Annotated in this window: 26 protein-coding genes; 10 read left to right on the top strand and 16 right to left on the bottom strand. The window is 34.0% G+C overall.

Features of this window, described 5'->3' with window-relative positions; all coding sequences use genetic code 11:
* The first annotated feature begins 5 nt into the window (after window positions 1–5).
* Together ACZ1AQ_RS01075 and tsaB are read left to right on the top strand one after the other, a co-directional pair.
* Window positions 6–1301, top strand: a complete 1296-nt coding sequence (locus ACZ1AQ_RS01075; RefSeq protein ID WP_489631116.1) for an efflux RND transporter periplasmic adaptor subunit — start codon at window positions 6–8, stop codon at window positions 1299–1301.
* A 76-nt stretch (window positions 1302–1377) separates the two neighbouring features.
* Window positions 1378–2043 (top strand): tRNA (adenosine(37)-N6)-threonylcarbamoyltransferase complex dimerization subunit type 1 TsaB, encoded by a 666-nt coding sequence (gene tsaB / locus ACZ1AQ_RS01070; RefSeq protein WP_489631115.1) that lies wholly within the window; start codon window positions 1378–1380, stop codon window positions 2041–2043.
* 2 nt (window positions 2044–2045) lie between these two features.
* Here the strand turns inward: tsaB and ACZ1AQ_RS01065 are convergent, their stop codons facing one another.
* The 3 genes from ACZ1AQ_RS01065 to ACZ1AQ_RS01055 form a co-directional block, all read right to left on the bottom strand.
* A complete protein-coding gene (locus ACZ1AQ_RS01065) occupies window positions 2046–2870 on the bottom strand; it encodes a mechanosensitive ion channel family protein (RefSeq protein ID WP_489631114.1) in 825 nt (274 codons plus the stop codon).
* A 78-nt stretch (window positions 2871–2948) separates the two neighbouring features.
* Window positions 2949–3392 carry a YtxH domain-containing protein gene (locus ACZ1AQ_RS01060; protein WP_489631113.1) on the bottom strand — a complete coding sequence of 148 codons (444 nt, stop codon included), beginning with the start codon at window positions 3390–3392 and terminating at the stop codon, window positions 2949–2951.
* 156 nt (window positions 3393–3548) lie between these two features.
* On the bottom strand, window positions 3549–4442 hold the full coding sequence (locus tag ACZ1AQ_RS01055) for a NifU family protein (RefSeq protein ID WP_489631112.1): 894 nt from the start codon (window positions 4440–4442) through the stop codon (window positions 3549–3551).
* Between the two features lie 156 nt (window positions 4443–4598).
* Here ACZ1AQ_RS01055 and ACZ1AQ_RS01050 point away from each other — a divergent pair, with 156 nt between their 5' ends.
* Complete coding sequence (locus ACZ1AQ_RS01050; protein ID WP_489631111.1) at window positions 4599–5597, top strand: PorP/SprF family type IX secretion system membrane protein; 999 nt, start codon at window positions 4599–4601, stop codon at window positions 5595–5597.
* Between the two features lie 19 nt (window positions 5598–5616).
* A complete protein-coding gene (locus tag ACZ1AQ_RS01045) occupies window positions 5617–6141 on the top strand; it encodes a gamma carbonic anhydrase family protein (RefSeq protein ID WP_489631110.1) in 525 nt (174 codons plus the stop codon).
* On the opposite strand, the gene ACZ1AQ_RS01040 is transcribed toward ACZ1AQ_RS01045, so the two are convergent.
* The 5 genes from ACZ1AQ_RS01040 to ACZ1AQ_RS01020 form a co-directional block, all read right to left on the bottom strand.
* Window positions 6136–6858 carry a LytR/AlgR family response regulator transcription factor gene (locus ACZ1AQ_RS01040; RefSeq protein WP_489631109.1) on the bottom strand — a complete coding sequence of 241 codons (723 nt, stop codon included), beginning with the start codon at window positions 6856–6858 and terminating at the stop codon, window positions 6136–6138. The two genes, ACZ1AQ_RS01045 and ACZ1AQ_RS01040, sit on opposite strands and share 6 nt — an antisense overlap.
* A 9-nt stretch (window positions 6859–6867) precedes the next feature.
* Window positions 6868–7656, bottom strand: a complete 789-nt coding sequence (locus ACZ1AQ_RS01035; protein ID WP_489631108.1) for a sensor histidine kinase — start codon at window positions 7654–7656, stop codon at window positions 6868–6870.
* 295 nt (window positions 7657–7951) lie between these two features.
* Window positions 7952–8311 carry a DUF4907 domain-containing protein gene (locus ACZ1AQ_RS01030; RefSeq protein WP_489631107.1) on the bottom strand — a complete coding sequence of 120 codons (360 nt, stop codon included), beginning with the start codon at window positions 8309–8311 and terminating at the stop codon, window positions 7952–7954.
* Window positions 8298–9293, bottom strand: a complete 996-nt coding sequence (locus tag ACZ1AQ_RS01025) for a Kelch repeat-containing protein (RefSeq protein WP_489631106.1) — start codon at window positions 9291–9293, stop codon at window positions 8298–8300. Before ACZ1AQ_RS01025 ends, ACZ1AQ_RS01030 begins: the two co-directional genes overlap by 14 nt.
* Before the next feature lie 15 nt (window positions 9294–9308).
* Complete coding sequence (locus ACZ1AQ_RS01020; protein WP_489631105.1) at window positions 9309–10127, bottom strand: DUF6268 family outer membrane beta-barrel protein; 819 nt, start codon at window positions 10125–10127, stop codon at window positions 9309–9311.
* A 227-nt stretch (window positions 10128–10354) separates the two neighbouring features.
* Between ACZ1AQ_RS01020 and ACZ1AQ_RS01015 the strand changes: the two genes are divergently transcribed.
* A complete protein-coding gene (locus ACZ1AQ_RS01015; protein WP_489631104.1) occupies window positions 10355–11689 on the top strand; it encodes a DUF4270 family protein in 1335 nt (444 codons plus the stop codon).
* Window positions 11689–12924, top strand: coding sequence for a BamG family beta-barrel-assembly machinery protein (gene bamG / locus ACZ1AQ_RS01010; RefSeq protein WP_489631103.1), 1236 nt, complete (start codon window positions 11689–11691; stop codon window positions 12922–12924). The genes ACZ1AQ_RS01015 and bamG overlap by 1 nt, the downstream gene beginning before the upstream one ends.
* Here bamG and murI read toward each other — a convergent pair.
* From murI to ACZ1AQ_RS00970, 8 genes are all read right to left on the bottom strand, one after another.
* Window positions 12921–13697, bottom strand: coding sequence for a glutamate racemase (gene murI, locus ACZ1AQ_RS01005; protein ID WP_489631102.1), 777 nt, complete (start codon window positions 13695–13697; stop codon window positions 12921–12923). The two genes, bamG and murI, sit on opposite strands and share 4 nt — an antisense overlap.
* A 90-nt stretch (window positions 13698–13787) precedes the next feature.
* On the bottom strand, window positions 13788–14285 hold the full coding sequence (locus ACZ1AQ_RS01000) for an OmpH/Skp family outer membrane protein (protein ID WP_489631101.1): 498 nt from the start codon (window positions 14283–14285) through the stop codon (window positions 13788–13790).
* A gap of 20 nt (window positions 14286–14305) precedes the next feature.
* Complete coding sequence (locus ACZ1AQ_RS00995; RefSeq protein ID WP_489631100.1) at window positions 14306–15340, bottom strand: OmpH/Skp family outer membrane protein; 1035 nt, start codon at window positions 15338–15340, stop codon at window positions 14306–14308.
* Between the two features lie 37 nt (window positions 15341–15377).
* Window positions 15378–18134, bottom strand: coding sequence for a BamA/OMP85 family outer membrane protein (locus ACZ1AQ_RS00990; RefSeq protein WP_489631099.1), 2757 nt, complete (start codon window positions 18132–18134; stop codon window positions 15378–15380).
* Window positions 18067–18807: an undecaprenyl pyrophosphate synthase gene (gene uppS / locus ACZ1AQ_RS00985; RefSeq protein ID WP_489631352.1), complete on the bottom strand. Its 741-nt coding sequence runs from the start codon at window positions 18805–18807 to the stop codon at window positions 18067–18069. Before uppS ends, ACZ1AQ_RS00990 begins: the two co-directional genes overlap by 68 nt.
* 1 nt (window position 18808) lies before the next feature.
* Complete coding sequence (gene porG / locus ACZ1AQ_RS00980; RefSeq protein ID WP_489631098.1) at window positions 18809–19495, bottom strand: type IX secretion system protein PorG; 687 nt, start codon at window positions 19493–19495, stop codon at window positions 18809–18811.
* 167 nt (window positions 19496–19662) lie between these two features.
* Window positions 19663–20547, bottom strand: coding sequence for an NAD kinase (locus tag ACZ1AQ_RS00975; protein ID WP_489631097.1), 885 nt, complete (start codon window positions 20545–20547; stop codon window positions 19663–19665).
* Between the two features lie 69 nt (window positions 20548–20616).
* Window positions 20617–21276: a CBS domain-containing protein gene (locus ACZ1AQ_RS00970; RefSeq protein WP_489631096.1), complete on the bottom strand. Its 660-nt coding sequence runs from the start codon at window positions 21274–21276 to the stop codon at window positions 20617–20619.
* Between the two features lie 114 nt (window positions 21277–21390).
* Between ACZ1AQ_RS00970 and ACZ1AQ_RS00965 the strand changes: the two genes are divergently transcribed.
* The 4 genes from ACZ1AQ_RS00965 to ACZ1AQ_RS00950 all read left to right on the top strand — a co-directional run bounded on the left by ACZ1AQ_RS00965 (window position 21391) and on the right by ACZ1AQ_RS00950 (window position 24296).
* Window positions 21391–22104 carry a pyridoxine 5'-phosphate synthase gene (locus tag ACZ1AQ_RS00965; RefSeq protein WP_489631095.1) on the top strand — a complete coding sequence of 238 codons (714 nt, stop codon included), beginning with the start codon at window positions 21391–21393 and terminating at the stop codon, window positions 22102–22104.
* A gap of 11 nt (window positions 22105–22115) precedes the next feature.
* A complete protein-coding gene (locus ACZ1AQ_RS00960; protein WP_489631094.1) occupies window positions 22116–22883 on the top strand; it encodes an alpha/beta fold hydrolase in 768 nt (255 codons plus the stop codon).
* A gap of 45 nt (window positions 22884–22928) precedes the next feature.
* Complete coding sequence (locus tag ACZ1AQ_RS00955; protein WP_489631093.1) at window positions 22929–23273, top strand: phage holin family protein; 345 nt, start codon at window positions 22929–22931, stop codon at window positions 23271–23273.
* A 174-nt stretch (window positions 23274–23447) separates the two neighbouring features.
* Entirely contained in the window at window positions 23448–24296 is an 849-nt protein-coding gene (locus ACZ1AQ_RS00950; RefSeq protein ID WP_489631092.1) for an MOSC domain-containing protein, read from the top strand.
* The last annotated feature ends 99 nt before the right edge of the window (window positions 24297–24395 follow it).

The following is a 24395-nucleotide window of genomic DNA, read 5'->3' as shown; positions in this document are numbered from 1 at the left end:
ACATTATGTCTAAGAAAACTATTTATATACTTTTAGCCGTTGCCGTTGTTCTAATTGGCACTTTAGTGGGACTCTCGAAAGCAGGAATAATCGGTAATAAAGATAAAGGAACCGAAATTGAAGTTGCCAATGTGGCTGCATCAACCATTGTAGAAACGGTTTCTGCAACTGGAAAAATTCAGCCCGAAATTGAAGTAAAAATATCTTCTGAAGTGTCTGGAGAAATCATTGCTTTGAATGTAAAAGAAGGACAAGTGGTAAAAAAAGGTGATTTGTTAGTTAAAATAAATCCAGATTTGTATACCTCTAGTTATAACAGAACGATATCCAATTTGTCAGGTACTAAAGCGGGTTTAAGTCAATCCGAAGCCTCATACAAAGAAGCAAAAGCCAATTATGACCGAAACAAATCATTGTATGAAAAAGGGATTATTTCTAGAGCAGATTGGGACAAAGCGATAGCTTCTTTTGAAGTAGCTAAAGCCAATAAACAAAACGCGTATTACAACGTTCAGAGTGCTTCTGCAACAGTACTTGAAGCCAAAGACAACTTAGGTAGAACTACTATTTATGCTCCTGCTGACGGTACTATTTCTGTATTGAATGTAGAATTAGGGGAACGTGTTTTGGGAACGCAACAAATGGCGGGAACCGAGATTTTGCGCGTGGCCAATTTAAACAATATGGAGGTTGAAGTTGATGTAAATGAAAATGACATTGTAAAAATAAAAGTAGGTGACAAAGCAAATGTAGAAGTAGATGCTTATTTGAAAAAACAATTCAAAGGCGTTGTAACTAGTATTTCAAATTCAGCTAGTTCTACTTTAACGGCAGATCAAGTGACTAACTTTAAAGTTAAAGTTAGAATTTTGAAAGAGTCTTATCAAGATTTATTAGAAGGTAAGCCAAGCACTTATTCGCCTTTTAGACCAGGAATGACCGCCACAGTTGATATTATTACTAATACCAAGTCGAATATCTTAACTGTGCCAATTAGTTCAGTAGTTGTAAAATCAGATACCGCTGCGGTAAAAGAAATTAAAGTAGAGGATCCTAATGAAGAAAAATCTAAACCAAAAAGCGATAAAAAATTCGAATGTGTTTTTGTAAAAGTTGGAAACAAAGCGAAGATCAGAATCATTAAGACAGGTATTCAAGATGACACCAATATAGAGGTTTTATCAGGCTTGAAAAAAGGGGATGTAGTTATTACAGGGCCCTATACAACGGTCTCAAAAGAACTCAATTCAGGAGATAAAGTCTCCTTGAAAACAGACAATGCAAAAGAAGGAAAGAAATAAAATAATAGTCTAACAACTTAAAAAATCACAATCGTCAAAAAAGATTGTGATTTTTTAAGTTTATACAATTTACGTTTTGGCATACATATTAAATATTGAAACAGCTACTAAGAATTGTTCCGTGTCTTTGGCGAAAGATGGGGCTACATTGTTATGCAAAGAGATGTCCGAGGAAGGTTATTCTCATGCCGAACGCTTACACGTTTTTATAGAAGAAATAATTAAAGAATCGGGAATTGCGTTTCAAGACCTTAGTGCTATTGCCGTGAGTCAAGGTCCAGGTTCGTATACAGGATTACGAATAGGTGTTTCGGCGGCTAAGGGTTTGTGTTATGCTTTGGATATTCCGTTGATTGCGATTGATACGCTGCAAACTTTAGCTAGACAAGTAAAGCAAACAGATGGTTGTATCGTTCCAATGATTGATGCCAGAAGAATGGAAGTGTACAGTGCTATTTTTGATACAAATTATGTAGAGAAAAGAGCCATTCAAGCCGAAGTTATTACCGAAAAATCGTTTGCTGATAACAAGGAAACTGTCTATTTTATTGGAGATTGTAACGAAAAATGTAAAACAGTGCTAACTGCTCCTAATTTTGTTTTTTTAGAAGGGATTCAATATCCTTCTGCTAAAGAAATGAGTGCTTTGAGTTTTGAGAAATACCAAATAAGCGACACCGTAGATGTCGCTTATTTTGAACCTTTTTACTTGAAAGATTTTATGATTACTACCAAAAAGTAATTTTAGTTTTGAATTGAAGATTCCCTAACATAAGGTTGTATTGTAATACCAGCAGCATCAAAAGCCAATTTGCAATTTTCTAATGTTTCCGAAAAGACAGCTCCAAAATCCTCATTTTTAGCCCACGGACGCACCGCAAGCTGAATAGCATTATCGGTTAGGTTTTTTACGGCAACTTCAGGTGTTGGATTAGACAAGACTTTTGGGTTACTTCGCATAACTTCAGCAATAATCTCCTTAGCTTTTTTGATATCCGTTTCATATGAAATGGCGATAGTCAAGTCGGCTCTGCGTTGCCCTTGTGTCGAATAATTGATAATTGTTCCGTTGGATAAAATGCCATTCGGTATAAAAATGGTTTGATTGTTTGCGGTAACCAGTTTGGTTACAAAAATTTGTATTTCTAAAACTGTAGCAATTTGTCCTTGAGCTTCAATCGTATCACCTACTTTGAAGGGTTTAAAAAGAATAATCAACATTCCTCCCGCAAAATTTGAAAGAGAGCCTTGAAGTGATAAGCCTACAGCTAATCCCATAGCTCCTAAAATAGCAACAAAAGAAGAGGTTTCTACGCCTAGTTTCGATATAAAAGCAATAAATAAAAGGATTCGCAATGCCCAAATCAGAATATCGGCTAAAAATTTCGTGAGTGTAGGGTCTAACTCTCTCTTTATCATTACTTTTTTGATCAATCCTGTGATGAATCGGATAGCGTAAATACCGACGATTAAAATTACAAATGCTGATATGATTTTTGGAGAATAATCAAGAACAGCATTCCAAAGTAGCGTTGCGTAATTGGTTAATTGGTTTGGGTTTACTTCCATAATACCTGTTTTTTTTAATTTAAAAAACCTTCTCGTTGAGAAGGTTTTATGATATGCAAAAGTACAATTTTTTAAAAGTTATTTTGTAGCATCATCTACGTCTTTTTTAATTTCCTCTGCTTTTTCAGCAACATCTTCAGTGGCTTTCTCTGTTGCTGCTGAAGTTTTTTCTTTTACTTGATCGACAAGATCGCTAAGTACTGTTTCAGCTTTATCTGCGTATTCACTGATGGTTTCTTTGGCTTGATTGGCATATTCTTCTGCTTTTTCTATAACTGGAGCAGCTGCAGTACTTACTTTATCAATAGTTTCATCAGCTAATTTTTCAGCTTTTTCAAGGTATGGTGCAGTGGTCTCTTTTACTTTTTCTAAGGATTCATCGGCAAACTTAATAGCATTGTCGATGTGAGGTACTGCGGCTTCTTTTACTTCTTCAAATGTTGATTCAGCTTCTTTGGCTAATTCTGATGCGGATTCTTTGGCTGAACCAAATAGATTTTTAAAAAATGATGTTACTCCCATGGTATTTGATAGTTAAAGATTAGTATACAATAATAAACAATTTATTATGAAAAATTTTCTTTTATGGATTTAAAATAACTGAAAATTAACTATTTAGATGTTTTTGAAATAAAAAAAGCGCCTCATTGGAGACGCTTAAAATAAAATAGACTGAAATTATACTGCTTCTACTTTGATGTTATCATTATTCAACATGCTTTTTAGCATATTTTCAATCCCACTTTTCAAAGTGAAAGTTGAAGAAGGACACCCATTGCAAGCGCCTTGCATCATTACTTTTACAGTATCAGTTTGGTCGTCATATGAATCAAAAACAATGTTTCCACCATCGGCTGCTACGGCAGGTTTTACATATTCTTCTAAGATATTGATAATTTTTTGAGAAGTTTCGTCAAGGCTGTCAAAGTTTGCATCTTTTACCTTTTCGTCTTTTAAAGCAATATCCAATTGTGATTCGTCGATAACTGTACCTCCGTTTTCGATAAATTGTTTGATAAATGTTCTAAGTTCTAAGGTTATTTCTTGCCAATCATTGATTTCATATTTTGTAACGGAAACATAGTTCTCGTCAATAAAAACCTCTTTAACATATGGGAATTTGAATAATTCTTGTGCCAAAGGAGAAGACGACGTTTGGTCAATGTTTTTGTATTCTACAGGAGTTTTGGTAAGCATTCTACTTACTACAAATTTCAGTGCAGCTGGGTTAGGAGTCGTTTCTCCATATACGGTGATAGGTTGTTTTTTACTTTTGTTTTCGTCAACCGTTAGGATTGTTCCTCCATCATTGACAAATTTCTCGATTTGTTCTGCAACGGCATCTTTTACATCGTCCCATTCAACAATGCTAAAACGTTCTATGGCAATGAAATTTCCAGAAATATACACAGTTTTTACAAATGGCAAATAGAATAATTGTTGGGCCAAAGGAGAGTTTTTGGTTTCGTCAATGTTCTTGAATTCATAGTTTTCATTTTGTGTGATGAAATCTGGAAATTCGAATTTTAATATTGTTGGATTTTGGGTTTCTTTTATAGTTATTTTTGTCATGGCTTATTATTTTTTGCAAAATTACTAAAGTTATTTTCTACTAATACCTATATTTGGTTTTTTATAAGATTAATTGATAAAAACAAGAATAATAAGCATGAACTCCACTCATTTGTCTTGTTTCTGGTCTATTGATATCATTAATAGTATTTCTAAATGTATACAAAAATTAAGTTTTTAAGTCTTGTTCTTTTTGTAATAAGTTTTGCCAATGCACAAGAAGGTATTCCAGTTTATTCTGATTATTTATCCGATAATTATTATCTGATTCACCCTTCTATGGCTGGCGCTGCCAATTGCGCTAAGGTGCGTTTAACGGCGCGTAAGCAATGGTTTGGACAAGAAGATGCGCCACAACTGCAAACTTTAAGTTTTAATGGTCGTGTATCAGATAGAGCAGGGGCTGGGATTATTGTTTTTAATGACAAAAATGGTTACCATTCTCAAAAAGGTTTGAAGGTTTCGTATGCTTATCATTTGTTGTTTTCTCGCGATGAAATAGATTTGAATCAATTGTCTTTCGGATTGAGTGCAGGAGTAATTCAAAGTCAGTTGGATGAAACGGAGTTTTTGAATTCGGGGGATTTTGACCCTAATATTAATGGAACGATTGTACAAAGAGATTCTTATTTGAATTTTGATTTTGGTGCTTCTTATAATTATTTGAACTTCTATGCTCATGCTACAATTAAAAATGTTGTTGAGACTAGACGAGAAATTTACAGTGTCTATGAAAGCGATAATTTGAGAAAATATTTGTTGAGTGCAGGTTATGTTTTTGGTAGTAAAGAACGAGTTTTGTGGGAGCCATCGGTTCTATTTCAGTTAACTGAGAAAACTCAAGAAAAAACAATCGACATTAACTTGAAAGCTTATAAGAATTTAGATTTTGGAAGTTTATGGGGAGGCTTGTCTTATCGTAGAACTTTGGATGGCGCTGAATATTTTAAGAATAATAGTGTTGCTACACAAAAACTACAATTTTTTAGCCCTATAGTTGGTTTAAATTATAACAACTTTATGATAGCTTATACTTATTCGCAAGTAGCAGGTGCCGTTCGTTTTGACAATGGAGGTTACCATCAGATTACTTTAGGGTTGAACCTATTTTGCAAAAGAGAAAAATATGAGTGTAATTGTCCTGCAATTAATTAATTCCTTCAAATTTTAAATTATGTTGATTAAATCTGTAAATGGAAAATCACCGCAAATTCCTGACGATTGTTATGTTGCTGAAAATGCAACTATAGTTGGTGAAGTTTCTTTTGGTGAATCTTGTAGTGTATGGTTCAATGCAGTAATAAGAGGAGATGTTAATTCGATTTCGATTGGAAATAAAGTCAATATTCAGGATGGCGCTGTAATACATTGTACCTATCAAAAGCATCCAACTGTAATTGGGAACAATGTTTCAATTGGTCACAATGCAATTGTTCATGGATGTACCATTCATGACAATGTTTTAATTGGAATGGGAGCTATCGTAATGGATAATTGTGTTGTTGAGAGCAATGCAATTGTGGCTGCGGGTTCTGTAATTACTCAAAATACAGTGGTGCCTTCGGGAACAATTTTTGCAGGCGTTCCTGCAAAAAAAGTAAAAGATATCAATCAATCTGATTTTGCTGGCGAAATCGAACGTATCTCTAATAATTACGTGATGTACTCAAGTTGGTTTAAAGAGGAAAACGAATTATAGATTGATACGCTGAAAGAATTCGTTTTTATAGCCTTCACTAATTGGAATTCGCTTGTCAGTAATCATCACTTTGTTTTTCTGGATGGATTTGATATGTTTGATATTGATGATGTAAGAACGATGAGTTCTCGCAAATCCTTTTGAAGAAAGCAAACCTTCTAATTTTATTAAACTAGTTAGTGTTAACGTGAACTTTTTATCGGTAGTGTAAATTTTTACATAATCCTTTAGCCCTTCAATATATAAAATATCATCAAAGTTTAATTTTATATTCTCATATTCCGCTCTAACAAATATAAAATCGTGCTCTACTTCTGGTTGTGATAAAGGCACTTGGTTTAAAGGTGCTTGAGTTGGGAAGAACAACTGTTGGGCTCGTGAAACAGATTTTAAAAAGCGATGAAACGGAATGGGTTTTACTAAATAATCAACTGCACCAAGATTAAAACCTTCTACTGCATAATTAGAATATGCGGTTGTAAAAATAATCATTGGTTTTTTTTCTAATGCATTGATGAATTCAATTCCATTAAAATGAGGCATTTCTATGTCCAAAAAAATCAAGTCAATTGTTAGTGTATTGATTTTGCCCAAAGCATCAATGGCGTTCGAAAACGTGGTTACAAGTTCTAAATAGTCGATTTTCGAAACAAAGTCTTGAAGTAACTCTACTCCCAGAGGTTCGTCATCAATAATTACGCATTTAATTTTTGTCATTTTCTTCAATTAATTTTGAATTTTATCCAGATGTAAACTCAAATGAACAGTGTATTTATTTCCCGTTTCACTAATAGTTAGCTTGTGGGAATTGGGATACAAAAGCTTTAATCTACTTTCGATATTAGATAAACCTATACCTGAATTTTTAGGGTCGATAGTAATTTTTTCTATTTTATTTTCCACGAAAAAATCCAAATCGTTGTCCACAATCGAAATCCTTATTTTGACATAAGCTGCCCCTTTGTAGTCGGTTCCATATTTAAAAGCATTTTCAATAAATGAAATCAATAATAGGGGTTCAATAAATTTGTTTTTGGTATCTCCGTGAACATTTATCGTGATGTTTTCGATATTATTTAGCCGCAGCTTCTGCAAATCTATATAATTCTTGATATAGTTGATTTCATTTTCTAGAAATACATATTTGTTGTCGGTTTCATAAAGCATATAGCGCATAAGCTCTGAAAGTGTAACTATGGCATCAGGCACCAAATCGGATTTTTTATGTGCTAAGGAATAAATACTATTAAGCGAGTTGAACAAAAAATGGGGATTGGTTTGTTTGCGTAAATAGATTAAGTCAGAGGCGTTTTTTTGAGCTTCAGCAATGAGTTTATTCTGTTGATTGCTGTAGTACTCTGATAAAATTTTGATAATAGTACTGATTGCAGTTAATAGAATATAGAATAATGAGGGAAGGATTTTGAAAAAAAGTGGTGGCTTCTTCATTCTGGGAATCTCTCGACCGTTAGTGATTTTTACTATATTTTGAATGCCTTTATCTTGAAAATCCATTTGAAATTCAGGGATAAAGTATAAGATTCTTATACTCGTGAAAAGGGTTATAATAGTGAAAAGAATAAAAAAATAGGCGAAGTACTTCTTTTGAAGTAAAAGCTGTGGCACACAATAAGTATAGTTAAAATAAAACAAAAGTATTCCGGTAAACCATTGAAGATAAAAATCAATGTTAATATGAAAGGGCCCTTCATAAAATTGAGCTAAAGAAACTATTATAAAAAAACACCAAATCAAGCCTTGAACTAGAAAGCTGTTTAAGGAGTTGTTTTTTAAAATATTGAGATTCATGCTAGATTTTTATGGCTAATAATATTAAATCCTTTTTTGTGATTGTTGGTGATATATCGTGGTTTAATTTATCGAGAACCAAAGTACCTAATTTTAAGGCATCTTTTTCGGTTTCAAAACTTTTTTCTTCACTAATTACCGGTATAATGGTTTGTTTGATGATGGTTTTATCACCAAGTGTTATAGTATAGCCCCAGCCATTATTGACTTTTATTGTTTCGAGTTGGTACTCTTTTTTTGGGCTGCAAGCATACAGAAGCAATGCGAAGACTAAGGCTGAAATGGCATTTTTATACTTTATTTTTAAAAACTGCTGACCATTTTGCCAGCAGTTTTTAGTTAAACTTTTAATTATCATCATCGTTTTGTTCTTCTAAAGGTTTGAATTCCCAAGTGTCATCAAAATATGAAGTTCCTGATTTTCCTAATAATACAAAACCTCTTTGATTGATTGAAAAACCAATAGCATCTGTTCTACCTGAACCTTCTAGAGAAGTCCTTTCTTTCCAAATATCAGTGCTTGGATTGTATTCCCAAATTGATTTTGCATTTTCGCCAACCGCAATGTAGCCCAATCCATTCATAGAGAAACTCGAAGCATTACTTCTTGCAATCGTATAATCATCGTGATCGTCTTCGTCATCATCAAGGTTTCTTTTTCTTGTCCAAACTTCGGTTTTGGGGTCAAAAACCCAAAAATCTGTTTGATAAACGCCACTATTAATTCCTGTTCCTAAATATGCTTTATCGTCAATGATAAAAACAGTGGCGTTACGTCTTTTATTTCCGCTAAAGCCATTGGCTAAGGTCCAAGTATCGGTGGTAGCATTGTATTGATAAAAGTCCTTTAGATGGTTTCCATCATATCCAGTCCCAAAATAAGCTTTTCCGCCTACTTGAAAACCTACAGCACCGTATCTGGCAGTTCCTGCAAAATCTGCTTTCTGTGACCAAGTATTGGTTTGGGGATTATATTCATAAAAGTCTTTTAAACGATTCGTTCCATCATAACCAAGACCTACATAGCCTTTGTCGTTCAAATCAAAAGCCGATGCAGAACTTCTACCAACGCCAGGGAAATCTGCCTTTTGTTCCCAATAATCACCTTCAGAATTGTACGCCCAAAGGTCTTTTAAGTAAGCATCTCCGGTGTAACCTGTTGTGATGAAAGCATAAGTGTCAATAACAAAAAATGTAGCACTAGAACGAGCAGGGCCATCAAAAGCGGATCTTTTTATCCAGTTTCCCATCAATTCATCGTCGTCATCGTCGTTGGAACATCCAATAAAAAATAAACTGCAAATCACAGTTACTAGTAGAGTTTTTGTTTTAAAGCTATTCATAGAATTAAGTATTTATTAAAGTTTGTATTGTAAACCAATAGCCAGTAAATAGCCATCTTTTATGGGTAGTGAAATTGAATTATCCAGTGAAGAGGTAGTTCTATAGTCTTTTTGAAAAGAATATCCACACTTGAAATTGGCCTTCCATCTCTCATCGATTTGACGTTCGAAGTTGAGGCTCGAATTAATTTGTGAAAAAGAAAACGTTCCAGTTTTATTGTTAGTATTGAATTGATTCCCTTCATAGGAATGGTTCCAGAAGAATACATTTCGGCTGTTATTTGAATAAGATATTTGACTTTCTGGAAAACCAATTGCCACTTTTAGTTTTTCATTTACTTGAAGATGATAGGTAAATGAAGGAAGGATTTTTGGGGCACCTAATGCCGTACTCCTTAGTATTCCTCCACTCAAACTGTGATGAGTATTAATTTTATAATCTATCAGAATTCCTCCTAATAAAAGAAAGTCATTCCAGCTTGCTTTTTCGTCATAATTAAAGGCTGTGATGACCTTAGCTCGTAGTTGAAAATGGTCATTCACTTTGCGGCTGTATGCTAATCTATTTTCTATACTTGAATACTCACTATCGTTCTTGAACGAATAGGCATTTGATTCTTGATTAATATTCGTTTTTGTATAGCTCATATTGTTTTCAATCTCGTTGTTCTTTGACCAATTTTTTTTCAATGTAATTCCAAATGCATTAGTTGTAATTGTTGTTTTTTTGGTTGGCTCAGTTTTTAGATTTAAGTAAGGAGTCAGCAGTGTTTGTGCTGAATTTATTTGCGTATTTATCAAAAAAAGAACCGTGGCAATTTTTAAAAATCTCATATCATTATCTATTGGGGCAAATCTAGTTTCGATTTGTGGTATTAAAAAAAGAGATAGATAAGTGCCTTGTTTTGCTAGATAGAATAGTGGATTTGTCCGTTTAATGAAAAATAATTTATCCAAAGTGGTTCATAGCAAAAAACACCCTTTTTGTCGTATAGAAAAGCTTGTTGGTATATGTTATACTCTAGCCTATATGGGGGTTTTTATATTTGCGAAAAAAAAAGATGTATCGATTTTTAGTTGTATTTTTTGTTTTGGCAGTTGTGATTTCCTGTGATTCTGATGTTGATGAAGGGAAATTTATAGTTGGGTCAGATTATTTGTCGGTGACCAATAAAGTCTTATTGCTTGATACCTTAACGGTTGATTTGTCTACGATTCAATTGGATTCTTTAATTACATCCAATACGAGTCGAATTTTGGTAGGTAATTATTTAGATCCCCTTTTTGGAAATGTTGTTTCAGAAAGTTATTTTCAATTGACGCCTACTTCTTATGCTATTGAAGATGCCTCATCAGACACGAATGCCCCTAATTACGTGTTCGATTCAATAGCGATGATTTTAAAATACGATCGATATTATTATGGCGACACTACTAAAGTTCAAAATTTGTCTGTACACCAATTGACCCAAAAAGTAAAACCAGTTTCTATAGATAATTCGGTTACGAGTTTTTACAACAAATCAAAATTAAAGTATGAAAGTCAAAGCTTAGGAGCATTGGCTTATAGACCAAGACCCATAGGACGAGATTCCTTAAATATAAGGTTGAGTGATAGTTTTGGAAGTGCTTTGTTCTTGAAGTTACAGAAAAAAGAGATTACAGATAGTAATGAACTGATTGATTATTTTAAAGGTATCGTAATCAAAAGTGGTTCTTCAAGTTCAAATTGTATGGTTGGTTTTGGGACTTCAAGCGTGATACGAATGTATTATTCAGATTCTAAATCTAAGATAGAAGAAAAGTCTTTGTACAGAGATTTTGCCATTGCTGATTTAAATAAGCAGTTCAATGCTATACAATCCGATCGGACTGGTACTTTGATCGAAAATTTGCCTACTTCTAGATATAATTTACCATCAGTCAATATCTTCAATCAATCGTTTACTCAATCTGGGACTGGTGTTATGAGCCGAGTAAGTTTTCCAAATCTGAAACAACTTCAGTACATAGCAGCGAAGGGCTCCATTATCAAAGCAGAGTTGTTTATTCGACCGGTTAAGAATTCGTATTCAAAATCCTTCCCGTTGGCGGATTCCTTACAGGTCTATACTAGTGATAATCTAAATCGAATCACCTCTAGATTATACGGAAATGATGGAAATCCTGTGTACGGAATTTTAAATACTAAGGAAGATGAATTCAATGAATCCATTGGTTACACAATACCTATCGGAGATTTTTTAAGAAAAGAAGTTTTGAAATTGACAGAAACCAAAGCTTCATTATTACTCGCGTTGCCAAGCTTTGATAAAGGAGTAAATCGAGTGGTTTTTGGCGACCAAAGCAATAAAGAAAGTAAGCTCCAAGTAAAAATATATTACATTACGTATTAATGAAAAACAGTAAAATTTACGTTGCACTATTGCTATTGATTAGCTCTGTGTCTTTTTCACAAAGTGTATCCACTTCCCCATATTCTATCTACGGAATTGGAAATCTTTATCAATCCGATTTTGGTCCCATTCCTTCCTTAGGTTCTTCAGGATTGGCTTTGCCATCATCAAAATTTATTAATAACTTGAACCCAGCCTCATTTGGTTTTCTGACAGCTAACCACTTTTTGTTTGATGTGGGAGGTAAAGTTATCCAAACGGAGTACAAGGACAACGAGACTTCCGAAAGTAGAAATAATGTTCAGTTTTCACATATTGGTCTCGCTTTTCCAGTGACTTCAAAATCAGGAATTAATATTGTATTGAAGCCATATACTAGTTCTTCTTACAAGATTACTGGTTTAAAATTACCTATTGACAATAGTATAGAAAGCTATTATTTGAGTGTTTTAGGTAGCGGTGGACTCAATAATTTAGATGTTTCTTATGGTTATCAACTATCCAAAAAATGGTCTTTGGGTCTTACAACGTCGTTTTTATTTGGAAACACTAATGATACCAGAAATTACTATGTAGGGACAACAATTACTACAATTGATAAAGATATTCACTACAACGGAATTCGGCCCATTATAGGATTGCAATATCAGTCAGAGGCGCTTCTTAGTTTTGGTGGAGTGGTTAAGTTTCCAGCTCAAATTAATGCTTCAAAAGTACAATCAGTAAGTACCGTTGATAACGAAGTCACAACACCTTTGCAAACTGGTGTTGCTTCTAATCAAGATGATTTTTATCTTCCTCTTGAGTTGGGAGTAGGGGTGAGTGCTAAATTCAAAAACAATTTACAACTTACTTTAGATTATGAACGTAGTTTTTGGAGTTCAACCAACCAATCTGATTTGTATGGTAGTTTTGTTGATAGTAATCGATTTGCTATGGGATTTTTATACAAAAAACCTAAAGAACGACTCAGTTATTTTGACCGCGTACAGTATTCGGGAGGATTTAGTTTTGACACAGGTTCGCTAGAGGTGAATAATAAAAAAATTGAAGATAAATCTATATCCATTGGTTTTTCATTACCAATAGATTATACTTCAAGTGCTTTGAATATTTCTTATTCTTACGGACAAAGAGCAAAAATTAGTGGAGGTTTAATCAAGGAAAATTACCACAAACTATCGTTGAATTTGTCTCTTGATGGCATTTGGTTTGTAAAAAGAAAAATAAACTAGAAGTCTTTATAAAGAACTTCATATTTGTTTTCCAGTATATCCGAAAGGACTTTCGTATCTGTATTAGTATAGAAAATGGGGTGACTTTCAGTCAAGTTAGAGAGTCCTACTTTTTCTTTCAAAACATTTTGTGTCTGTTTCGCAACTGCTTCGCCAGAATCAATTATTTGAATATGGGGAGGCAGTATTTTTTTTATTTGAGGAATAAGGTAAGGATAATGGCTACAGCCTAAAACAAGATAATCAATATTAGCCGCAATCATTGGTGTGAGATATTCAGTAAGCAATTGATTCATTTCTGGAGAGTCAATGTTTCCACTTTCAATTAATTGAACTAACCCGTGACCAATTTGTTCAATGATTTTGGTGTCTTGATACATCTCGACAGTTTTATTGAATAATTCACTGTTTAAAGTGCCTTGAGTGGCAAGAATTCCAATCGTTTGTGTCTTCGAATGTGTTGCCGCTGGTTTGATAGCTGGTTCAATCCCGATAAAAGGAATGTCGTATTTGGCTCTTAATTCTCTAATGGCATTGGTGGTTGCCGTATTGCAAGCCACAACTATTAGTTTACATCCCATTTCTAGTAAGAACTCTGTGTTTTTCATACTCAATGCTATGATTTCCTGTTTGGACTTTTGTCCATAAGGAGCATTCTTACTATCGGCCAAATAAATAGTTTGTTCGTTAGGAAGCAATTGATGGATGGCTTTCCAAATAGAAGTGCCACCGATACCAGAATCAAAAACGCCAATGGGTTGATTATTATTCATGTTAACAAAGTTACTTATTTAAATAAATTGTTCAAAAAAAAACTGCTCCATTCAAAAGAAAGGAGCAGTTAAAGTATAGGTAGTTGTTTCTTAGAATCCTAAATCTTTTTTTACATCTGCAGTCAAGTCTGGACCGTCAGCTAATAAAAGTGAAGCAGCATCCAAGATGTATTGCATTCCTTTTGCCTTACCAATTTTTTGGATAGATGTTCTTACTTTTTCGTATAATGGCTTAGTAATATCAGATTCTTTTTGTTGTAATTCTTTTTGAGCATTATCTCTGTAAGCTACAATACGTTGTTGCATGTCTTGTACTTCTTTACCACGAGTTTCGTTCACGGCATCAGTAACTGTTTTTGCTTCAGCTTCGTATTTTTTTAATAAATCTTGATACTCAGTTACCATTTTTTTATATTCGGCATCATAAGTAGTGCTTAATTTTTCAAGTTGTTTTTGAGCATCTAGCATAGCTGGCATTTTAGTCATAATTTCAGCAACATTTACATGTGCAACCTTTGCCTGAGCATTCATTGTATTTGCTCCCAATACTACCATTGCTGCAATTAATAAAGTTTTGATTTGTTTCATTGTTTTAAAAAATTTAGTAATTAATTTCCGTTTGTTTTTTGTTTTAATTCTTCTTCTTTAGCTTTTCTCTGTGCTTCTCTTTCTTCTAATATTTTTTTTCTTTTTTCTTCTAATGCTTTTTTACGATCGGCTATTTCTTGTTTTTTGGCTTCAGCTGATTTAGCTCTTTCGGCAGCAATTTTTTCTCTTTCAATTTCGGCGTCAGTCTTTGTTGTTGTAGCACCATCTTTTGCTGTTGCTGTTTTTTCGGTATTGGCTTTATCAGTAGCTACTTTTTCAGTGGGAGCAGAAACTGTGCCATTTTTTTTAGCTTCTCTTTCTTCTTTTAACTTACGTCTATTCTCTTCGAATTCTTTTCTTTTCTGTTCTTGTAATTGAATACGTTCAGCTAATGCTTTTTCTTTTGCAGCTTTTTTAGCTTCTAATTGCAATTGTCGTTCATTTAACTCTGGATTTTCATCTAAAGCTTCTTGGATTTTTTCTTTAATTTGTTCGGCTTCTAGTTGTTTTTTGCTGAGTTGTTCTCGCTTGTCTGTATTGTTTAATTTACGCAATACTTGATCGCTAATATCGAATCTTTTTGCAGCAAAAAGCATTGTCATATCCGAGGCTTTATCAAAAATAAAATCAAATTTTAAGCGTTCTGCAATGTCTTGAACAACCGTAAAAACTTGATCCTGTACTGGTTTTGATAATGAACTTTTTTGAACGATATAATCTCCATTGGCTCCAAAACGTTTTTGTTGAAGTTCAAGCAATTCAGCATCAAGAAATTTAATCTCAGTTTCTCTTTCCTCAATTAGTTCTCGAGTAAGCAAAGCTTTTTCAATGGTAAGAGCGTCTTTTAATTTTTTTATTTCATTTTTTTTAACCTCAATTTCTTGTTTCCAAGTTTGAGCTTTAATTTCTAATTGATTGGTTGCTTCAACATAGCCATTTACATTTTGTAAAATATACTCCATATCGATGTAACCAATTTTTGGGCCTTTGGATTGAGTATAACCAATTGCAACTACAAAAAGGGATAAAAATATAAATAAAATATGTTTTCTCATAACTTTATAGTGTTGAATATGGTTAGTTTCAATAATTCTAGAATTGCTGACCAATGATGAAGTGGGTTTCCCAACCATTGGCTTTGGTTTGTCCAGGGATTGGGTCAAATCCGTGACCAAAATCGATTCCTAATAAACCAAAGGCAGGCATGAAAACACGTAAACCAAAACCGGCCGAACGACTCAATGCGAAAGGGTTATAATTTTTGAAATTTACATAAGATGATCCTGCTTCCAAAAAGGCCAAGGCGTAAATAGAAGCGGATGCTTTCAACGTTATAGGATAACGTAATTCCATAGAAAATTTATTGTACACTGTTGCTCCATCTTGAGAACCATTTACTAGAGGAGTTAATGAATTGTTTGGATAACCTCTCAACTGAATTGTTTCTCTTCCGTCCATAGCAAAGTTTTGCATACCATCACCACCCAAGAAAAAACGCTCAAAAGGTACTAATCCTCTATCTTGATTGTAAGCTCCCATAAAACCAAATTCGCCCAAAGTTCTTAAAACGAATTTACCATATAGTTTAGTATACCAATCAGCTTTGAATTTTATTTTGTAGTATTCTAACCAATTGAATTTTTGTTGGTCTACTTTGGCTGGATCGGCAACAGCGTCTTTGTAATCAGTTACACTATTCGGACGAGTCGTAGTTGTTGGTATGGCCTCGACATAGTCGCCTTTGTTTACTACTATTCCGTTGTTTCCTACGTATGAATCTCCAATGCTTCCGTCATATATGTATTTGTTTTCTTTTAATTCTCCTAAATTTTTATAATCTATTCCGTTAAATAGAGAATAAGGAGGTGTAAACTTAGCAGACAAACTAAATTCCGATCCATAGGTTGGGAAAATAGGGTTAAAACCTTTGTTGGTATGTGTGATTCCAATCGTATAAGCTAAGTTGTTTGAATAACCATTACCGAAGCTAAATAGTCCTGTGAAATAATTATTCAAGTCATAACTTTGAAAGCTAATGGCATTGGACAAATAGGTGAAATCGTCTGGTTCGCTCAAACGTTTAGAAATTCCAACAGATAGTGATAGGATGTTGAAACTTTTGCTTCTATCAACTCTAGCACTTCCTGTTGAGAAACTTTGTAAAAATTGTTTACTATAGGATAAAGAAGAACTAAAGGAAACCGGTTTTTTCCCTCCAAACCAAGGCTCAGAGAATGACACACTGTAAGTTTGGAAAAAAGTACTTGCTTGCAAACGAAGAGATACTTTTTGACCATCACCCATTGGTAGTGGTTTGTAGGCTTCTTTGTTGAACATGTTTCTTGCTGAGAAATTGTTGAATGAAAGTCCCAAGGTTCCTATAAAACCTCCGCCTCCATAACCTCCTTGTAATTCAATTTGGCTCGCTCCTTTTTCTACCAAATGGTATTCAATGTCTACAGTCCCTGCTCCAGCATCTACATTCTTGAATTTAGGATCAATAGCCTCAGGATCAAAAAAGCCTAATTGTCCTATCTCACGTATGGTACGAACCAATTCTTCTTTACTATATTTTTCGCCGGGTTTTGTTCTTAATTCGCGATAAATAACACGGTCATTTGTTTTGTCATTTCCAACTACCGAAATTTTGTTAAAATAGGCAATTGGACCTTCGGTGATTCGAATTTCAAAATCGATGGTGTCATTAACGGTTTTTACCTCTACCGCATTAACGTTGGAGAACAAATAACCGCTGTTTTGGTATAAATTGGTAATATCCTCACTGTCTGGTTTAGTTTTATCGGCAATACGTTTTTCAAGAAGTACTCCATTATAAGTTTCCCCTTTTTTAATCCCTAATACTTGAGAAAGTCCTTGGTCTGAGTAAACGGTATTTCCTAGGAATTTAATGTTTCCAAAGTAATATTTGTTCCCTTCTTCAACATTCACTTTTATCTTAATGGTGTTTTGCTCTTTGTCGAAAGTCACTGAGTCCGATACAATTCTGGCATCTCTGTATCCTTTTTCCTTATATGCGGCAATTACTTTTTCTAAATCTTCTTTGTATTTTGCTTTAATAAATTTAGATTTTTTGAAGATACGAGTTACTTTTTTCTGTTTCGTTTCTTTCATTGCAGCTCTCAGGGTTTTATCGGACAATTTTTCGTTTCCGATAAAATCAATGCTTGATATTTTTATTTTTGTTCCTGTGTCAACATTGATTAACATATTGACTTGGTTGCTAGTGGCAGAGTCAGCAGGAGTGTTTACAATCACTACTTTGGTGTTGTAAAATCCGTCTTTTTTGTATTTGTTTTCAATGTAATTTTTGGTTGTTGTAATCAAATTTTCATTGACAATTTTGCCTTTTGTCAAGTTGTTATCTTTGATGAGTGCCTCTGTTTTGTTTTTCTTTACACCAACAAATTTTACCTCTTTTAATTTGGGTAATTCTTGGATGTTTAATTCCAAAAATATACTGTCGTTTTCAATTTTATTTACATAAAATGCAATCTCATCAAATAACCCGAGTTTGCCTAATTTTTTGATAGCGCTACTAATTTCCTCTCCGGGTACAGTTATTTGTTGTCCTTTTTCTAGTCCAGAAAAAGTTACTACTGTTTGTTTGTTAAAACTTATTTTTCCTGTTACGTCAACATTGGCGAGAATGTATTTTTTTCCTTGATCAAAAGGGACACGGTCTTGCGCTTTTATTTGTGAAAAACTTCCAAAAAGGATTAAGGTAAGGGCTATTTTTATACTTTTTTGCAACACTAAAATTTTATTTAATTTGTTCACTTGTTTTTCCAAATCTACGTTCTCTCTTTTGATAACTAAGGATAGCCTCATATAAATCTTGTTCTTTAAAATCCGGCCATAACACATTGGTAAAGTACAATTCAGCATAAGCGATTTGCCAAAGCAGGAAATTGCTTATTCTGTGTTCTCCGCTGGTACGTATTACTAAGTCTACATCCGGTAAATTATGCGTGTAAAGATGCTCATTTATAATTGAATCGTCAATAGCGTCAATTGAAATTATATTATTTTTAACTTTCTCGCTAATTATTCTTACTGCATTTGTTAATTCTTCTCTAGATCCGTAGCTTAGGGCTAGAGTTAATGTCATTAATGTATTCTTTTTGGTAAGGTTAATTACTTCCAAAAGTTGGTTCTGAGCTGTCTTTGGTAACAACTCTAGATTGCCAATAGCATTCAGTTTGATGTTGTTATTTTGTAGGGTATCAACTTCTTTTTTTAATGCATTAATTAATACTTTCATTAAAGTATCTACCTCTAACTTAGGTCTGTTCCAGTTTTCGGTGGAGAAGGCATAAAGTGTTAGGTTTTTAATACCTAATTCAGCACTAGCTTGGATGATTTTTTTGACTGATTTGGTGCCGCTTTCGTGACCGAAGGCTCTAAGAAGACCTTGTTTTTTTGCCCAACGTCCATTGCCATCCATAATGATAGCTAAGTGTTTGGGCAATCGTTCTGTATCTATTTGTTGTAGTAAATCCATATTAGTATGCGCAATAGCATGGTTTTTCACCAAAAGTATAGGTTAATGTTATACCCGAAAAAACATACCAATCTGTGTTATTGATATTTCCAAATCTGAATTGCTGTAAAGTAGCACTTTCAGGATGACTTCCATCTAGATTATCTGTAAATGTATATCTTGCACCCACTTCTAATCCGATGATAAAGTTACGGGATAGATTCGATTTTACGCCAACAATCATTGGAATTGCAATCGAACTTCCTGTTTTTTCTTTAAAAGTATCTCCAGCAGTATTAATATAAAGTTCATCATGAAAAAAATAATTAATTCCTGAGAAAACATAAGGTGTTACCTTTAATTTGGATTCATGTAGATTAAAATCAAAAAAGTTGAATTCTAATCCGGCAGATAATTCTTTGATATTATTTTTAAAGGAGTATCCACGTTGATTTCGGCTTCCTTCTTTAGAGTCTAAATCATTCGATTGCAGCATCGATTGTGTGTAAGAAAACCGGTAAGCATGTCTCGGGCTTTTATTCCATTTGTATAAAATACCAAATGCTAATTTATTGGGAGCGATGTAAGTAGTGGGGCCAACATCTCCAATATAATTGCTTCCTCCGGCAAGAACTCCAATCTCGTGTATTTGAGAATAAGAGACTCCGTAAGAAAAAGCTATTAAAAGCAAATAAAAGAATTTGTTCATACTTATAAAATTGCGTGCAAATATAATAATATTCAATACTAATCAATGCTCAATAGCACAAATGTCTACTTTTTTGAGAAATAAACAAGTTTTTGTAAGGCTACTGTTCTTGAATAGTCAAAACGCCAAATTCTGTTGGTATCGTATAAGTAGGTTTTAAATAAAACTTAGTTTCTTCGATCCTCTCCCCAAAGTAGTTTATTTCGAAGTGTTTTTAAGAAGGTTTCATCTTGTATTTCGATCATATTAATTTGAAACGGTGTTTTTTTTATGGTCAAGACCGATTCGTTTTGTATGGAGGTAATTCTTGAGTCTAATGATACTAAATATTGATCCTCACGTCCTGTTACCCTTAGAACAATTTCGGTGTCATCTGAAATAACAAGTGGTCTTGCGTTAAGGTTATGTGGAGCAATTGGAGTAATCACAAGGCTTTTTACATCTGGCGTTAAAATGGGGCCTCCACAACTCAAAGAATAACCTGTGGTTCCTGTAGGAGTTGCAATAATAAGACCGTCTGCCCAATAAGAATTTAAAAATTCACCATTCAAATAGGTTTCAATAGTTATCATTGAGGTAGAATCTTTTCGACTTACGGTTACTTCATTTAGCGCAAAGTCTAACTCAAGGATGGTTTCGTTTTCTGGTGTACAAGAAAGGCTAAGTAATGTTCTTTTGGATAAAGTATACTTTTTGTCTAAAACCAATTGCATGAAAGCTGCTATGTTTTCTTTTTGGACATTAGCCAAAAAACCCAATCGACCAGCATTAATTCCTAAAAGAGGGATGCCTGAATTCCGAACTAGTGTTACGGCTCTAAGCATCGTACCGTCACCACCTATACTTATAAGCATATCGAAACTACTGTCGAGTTCGGTGTATGAGTTAAAGGTGTTGTATTCTTTTCGAACGATTTTCTTTTCGTATAACATTTCAAGAAAAGTAGCTTCAATCACCATTTCGACATTATTTTCATTAAAAAAAACAAAAATATCTTTAATAATGGGTTCTGTACTCACTAAATAATATTGTCCGTATAGGGCTACTTTCATGTGTTTTGTGGTTTTTCGATAAAATGTATGTGGTTAGAAAAAGGATTGTAATTTTCTAACTTCGTACAACTATATATTAAGGTATTTGTCCAAATAATCGGATCGTTCTTTTAAATTATTGATGTAGTTGTCTTCTTGATGTTCAGAAATGATTTCGTAATTGTAGCGACGAAAAGTTTGTATGATGTTATTCATCGCTCCTAAACTTATTTTAATGGTAACTTGAACAGATTCTGCATTGGCTTCCGAAACAAAAAGACCTAAAAGTTTGCCATTATTGCTTTCTACGATTTGTGCAATTTGACTCATGGAGTAATCTAAAATTCCTTTTTGAACCACTAGTATACCGCCTTGTTCTTTCAAAAAAGGAGTCTCATGAAAAAACTTGATAATGTCTTCTATTTCATAATATCCTTTATATGTGTGGTTTTCATCTAAAACGGGAACCAAGTTAGTGTGGTTTTTAGCAAAAACTTCCAAAACATCTAGCCATATCATTTGTGTTCTTGCAAAAAAAGGCTCTAGCGTAAAACGATAATCTGCTATTTTTTTGTCACCGTCAAAAGTTTCTAGATCGTCTTTATTGATACATCCAATGTAAACGCCTTCCTCTACAACAGGGAAATGTGAAAAAGGGATTTCATATAAACGGTCTTGAACAGCCGCGATGGTTTCTTGACTGTCAATAGCTTTATAATCGTTGGTGATGTAATTTAAAATTTCTGTCATCGTTTGTTCCGAAATATTTCATGCAAAATAATCAAAAAAAGGCAAAAAGTCCTAGGTTTTACTTTGTATTTTTGTTTCCGCAATAATGTATTTGTATTACTAATTTAAGCAAACATGACAAAATTAAGTGTAAACATCAACAAAATAGCTACTTTGCGTAATGCTAGAGGCGGTAACGTTCCTAATTTGTTACAAGTAGCCACCGATATTCAAAAGTTTGGAGGCCAAGGGATAACCATTCATCCTCGTCCTGACGAACGTCATATTCGATATCAGGATGCTCGAGATTTGAAATCAATTGTGTATACAGAATATAATATAGAAGGAAATCCTCAGCATAACTTTATCGATTTGGTATTAGAATGCAAGCCTACACAAGTAACTTTGGTTCCAGATGCGATTGGAGCCATTACTTCTTCTGCTGGCTGGGATACCATTGTCAATGAATCTTATTTAACAGAGGTGATTCAAGAATTTCAACGCAATGGTATTCGAACTTCTATTTTTGTAGACCCCATCGAAGCTATGGTGGAAGGAGCTAAAAAAACAGGAACAGACAGAATAGAATTGTATACCGAAGCTTTTGCGCATCAATATAGTTTGGGTAATGAAAAAAGAATTGAACCTTATATAAAATCCGCAGAATTGGCTAATGAATTAGGTCTCGGAATCAATGCTGGACATGATTTAAGCTTGGATAACATTCAGTTTTTTAAACAAAATATTCCTGGTTTGTTAGAGGTGTCTATTGGACACGCGCTAATTTCTGAGGCAATTTATCTAGGATTAGATAATGTCGTTAATATGTATTTGCAAAAGTTGAAGTAAACAAAGTCTATATGCTATACTCAAAAATAGAAGGTTCAGGTCAGCCTTTAGTTATTATGCACGGCTTTCTTGGAATGTCCGACAATTGGAAAACATTAGGAACTCAGTTTGTAGAGCAAGGGTATCAAGTACATCTTTTGGATTTGCGAAATCACGGACGCAGTTTTCACTCAGAAGATTTTAGTTATGAGGTAATGGTGCAGGATGTGTATGACTATTGTAAAGCTAATAATTTAACAAACATCGATATCATTGGTCATTCTATGGGAGGTAAAGTGGCAATGCTTTTGGCTACGACTTATCCAGAATTGATTCGTAAGCTAATAGTTGCAGATATTGGTCCTAAATTTTACGCGCCACATCATCAAGATATTCTTAGAGGCCTAAATTCAGTTGATTTTTCAATAAAACCAAGTCGAAACGAGGTAGACGCTATTCTGGCTACTCATATTCCTGACTTTGGAACGCGACAATTTTTATTGAAAAGTTTGTATTGGCAAGAGCCCGGTCAATTAGCCTTTCGCTTCAATTTAGCTGTTTTCAATCAAAAAATCGACCAAATTGGCAAAGCATTGCCCGAGAATGCAGTAGCTGTGATGCCCACGCTTTTTATTCGCGGAGGAAATTCTAATTATATTTTGGACGAAGATATAGAAGAGATTCAGTATCATTTCCCCAACATGCAACTTCAAACCATTCCAAATGCAGGGCATTGGCTGCACGCCGAAAATCCAGCGCTTTTCTATCAATTCTGCATTGATTTTTTAACAAGTAACTAAAAAACAGTTTCTTTTTTATTATTTTTAATTTAAAATAAAAACACAATGAATATACTCTTACGACTTTTAATTACCGCAGGATTAGTGTTACTGATTTCAAATTTCATGACAGGTGTACACGTAGAAAGCTTTGTTACCTCAATAATTGTGGCCTTTGTCTTGGGGTTAATCAATATTTTTATCAAACCCATAATGGTAGTTTTAACCCTTCCTTTTACCATCGTAACCTTTGGATTGTTTTTATTAATTATCAATGGTTTGGTAATTATTTTATGTACCAAAATCGTTGGCGGATTTGTAGTCGATTCATTTTGGACCGCACTAATCTTTAGCTTATTGCTTTCCATTACACAATCTATAGCCTACAAATTATTCATAAAAGAAAAATAGGAGCGACCAACATCATCTATTCTATAGTTTATTAGGAGCAGTAACAAATAGCTTTTTTGGGCAACATCGTCCCGTCATCCGCTATATCTTTGTTGTCTCGTCAAAAAAAACGAGACAACAAAGGATGCCGCTGCTGCCGGGGCTAGGGAGCTACAAATTACCTTTTTGTAAACAGTGTCAATACAAATTTCAAATCATCATCAAAAATACATGCTGCAACTTTCAGAACTTTGGATATATCCAATCAAATCATTAGGAGGAATTTTATTGTCCCGAGCACAGGTTACTGATCGAGGATTAGAACACGATCGCAGGTGGTTGTTGGTAGATGAAAAGGGGACTTTTTTGTCTCAAAGGGAGCATCCTATTTTAGCATTATTTCAACCTAGCCTCGAGGGCGATACTATGATTGTCCGTTTTCAAAAAGCAACAACGTTCGTTCAGATTCCTTTGAGTTATCCAAAACAACAAGAACTTTTTACGGTTACTGTTTGGGAGGATTCCATACAAGCTTTCGAAGTTGATACGACAATTTCTGCTTGGTTTTCACAAATATTAGGATTTTCAACACGCTTGGTTTATATGCCTGATGAAAGTCATCGAAAAGTAGAACAAGGCTTCGAAATCTCACCCAATGATATTACTTCTTTTTCAGACGCCTACCCATTTTTAATTATCGGACAGTCCTCTCTAGACGATTTGAATATTCGTTTAAAAAGCCCAATTACGATGAGGCGATTTCGTCCAAATTTTGTGTTTACCGGTGGCAAACCATACGAAGAAGATACTTGGAGTGTATTTAGAATTGGGAACTTACTTTTCTATGGAGTCAAACCTTGTGGGCGATGTGTAATGACCACAATTGATTATGAGAAAGGTATCGTTTCTGGCAAAGAGCCTCTAAAAACGCTTGCAACTTATCGCATGAAAGGGAATAATGTTATTTTCGGTCAAAATGTGATTGGAGGAAACATAGGTGAGGTATCGGTGGGAGATGATTTGACTGTTGAAAAACGAATTTAAAATAGTGCCCTAAAATTTTATCCCTTCCGAGATGCAGGGAGTATTTTTTATAAATACTTTAAAAAAAAGAATAGACTTTTTTGTTTTCTTAACTTTAAC

The organism is Flavobacterium sp. UM26 (assembly GCF_057922445.1).
Note: the sequence above shows the minus strand (reverse complement) of the source record. Positions and strands in the feature narration are given on the sequence as shown.

Coding starts and splice junctions, on each gene's coding strand:
- ACZ1AQ_RS01055 (WP_489631112.1), bottom strand. CDS start 4,442: ATGACAAAAATAACTATAAAAGAAACCCAAAATCCAACAATATTAAAA.
- ACZ1AQ_RS00960 (WP_489631094.1), top strand. CDS start 22,116: ATGCTATACTCAAAAATAGAAGGTTCAGGTCAGCCTTTAGTTATTATG.
- ACZ1AQ_RS01035 (WP_489631108.1), bottom strand. CDS start 7,656: ATGGATTTTCAAGATAAAGGCATTCAAAATATAGTAAAAATCACTAAC.
- ACZ1AQ_RS00975 (WP_489631097.1), bottom strand. CDS start 20,547: ATGAAAGTAGCCCTATACGGACAATATTATTTAGTGAGTACAGAACCC.
- ACZ1AQ_RS01050 (WP_489631111.1), top strand. CDS start 4,599: ATGTATACAAAAATTAAGTTTTTAAGTCTTGTTCTTTTTGTAATAAGT.
- ACZ1AQ_RS01000 (WP_489631101.1), bottom strand. CDS start 14,285: ATGAAACAAATCAAAACTTTATTAATTGCAGCAATGGTAGTATTGGGA.
- bamG (WP_489631103.1), top strand. CDS start 11,689: ATGAAAAACAGTAAAATTTACGTTGCACTATTGCTATTGATTAGCTCT.
- ACZ1AQ_RS01015 (WP_489631104.1), top strand. CDS start 10,355: ATGTATCGATTTTTAGTTGTATTTTTTGTTTTGGCAGTTGTGATTTCC.
- ACZ1AQ_RS00990 (WP_489631099.1), bottom strand. CDS start 18,134: ATGAGGCTATCCTTAGTTATCAAAAGAGAGAACGTAGATTTGGAAAAA.
- ACZ1AQ_RS01025 (WP_489631106.1), bottom strand. CDS start 9,293: ATGAATAGCTTTAAAACAAAAACTCTACTAGTAACTGTGATTTGCAGT.
- ACZ1AQ_RS01045 (WP_489631110.1), top strand. CDS start 5,617: ATGTTGATTAAATCTGTAAATGGAAAATCACCGCAAATTCCTGACGAT.
- porG (WP_489631098.1), bottom strand. CDS start 19,495: ATGAACAAATTCTTTTATTTGCTTTTAATAGCTTTTTCTTACGGAGTC.
- ACZ1AQ_RS00995 (WP_489631100.1), bottom strand. CDS start 15,340: ATGAGAAAACATATTTTATTTATATTTTTATCCCTTTTTGTAGTTGCA.
- ACZ1AQ_RS00965 (WP_489631095.1), top strand. CDS start 21,391: ATGACAAAATTAAGTGTAAACATCAACAAAATAGCTACTTTGCGTAAT.
- uppS (WP_489631352.1), bottom strand. CDS start 18,807: ATGGATTTACTACAACAAATAGATACAGAACGATTGCCCAAACACTTA.
- ACZ1AQ_RS00955 (WP_489631093.1), top strand. CDS start 22,929: ATGAATATACTCTTACGACTTTTAATTACCGCAGGATTAGTGTTACTG.
- ACZ1AQ_RS01065 (WP_489631114.1), bottom strand. CDS start 2,870: ATGGAAGTAAACCCAAACCAATTAACCAATTACGCAACGCTACTTTGG.
- murI (WP_489631102.1), bottom strand. CDS start 13,697: ATGAATAATAATCAACCCATTGGCGTTTTTGATTCTGGTATCGGTGGC.
- ACZ1AQ_RS01030 (WP_489631107.1), bottom strand. CDS start 8,311: ATGATGATAATTAAAAGTTTAACTAAAAACTGCTGGCAAAATGGTCAG.
- ACZ1AQ_RS01075 (WP_489631116.1), top strand. CDS start 6: ATGTCTAAGAAAACTATTTATATACTTTTAGCCGTTGCCGTTGTTCTA.
- ACZ1AQ_RS01020 (WP_489631105.1), bottom strand. CDS start 10,127: ATGAGATTTTTAAAAATTGCCACGGTTCTTTTTTTGATAAATACGCAA.
- ACZ1AQ_RS00970 (WP_489631096.1), bottom strand. CDS start 21,276: ATGACAGAAATTTTAAATTACATCACCAACGATTATAAAGCTATTGAC.
- ACZ1AQ_RS01040 (WP_489631109.1), bottom strand. CDS start 6,858: ATGACAAAAATTAAATGCGTAATTATTGATGACGAACCTCTGGGAGTA.
- ACZ1AQ_RS01060 (WP_489631113.1), bottom strand. CDS start 3,392: ATGGGAGTAACATCATTTTTTAAAAATCTATTTGGTTCAGCCAAAGAA.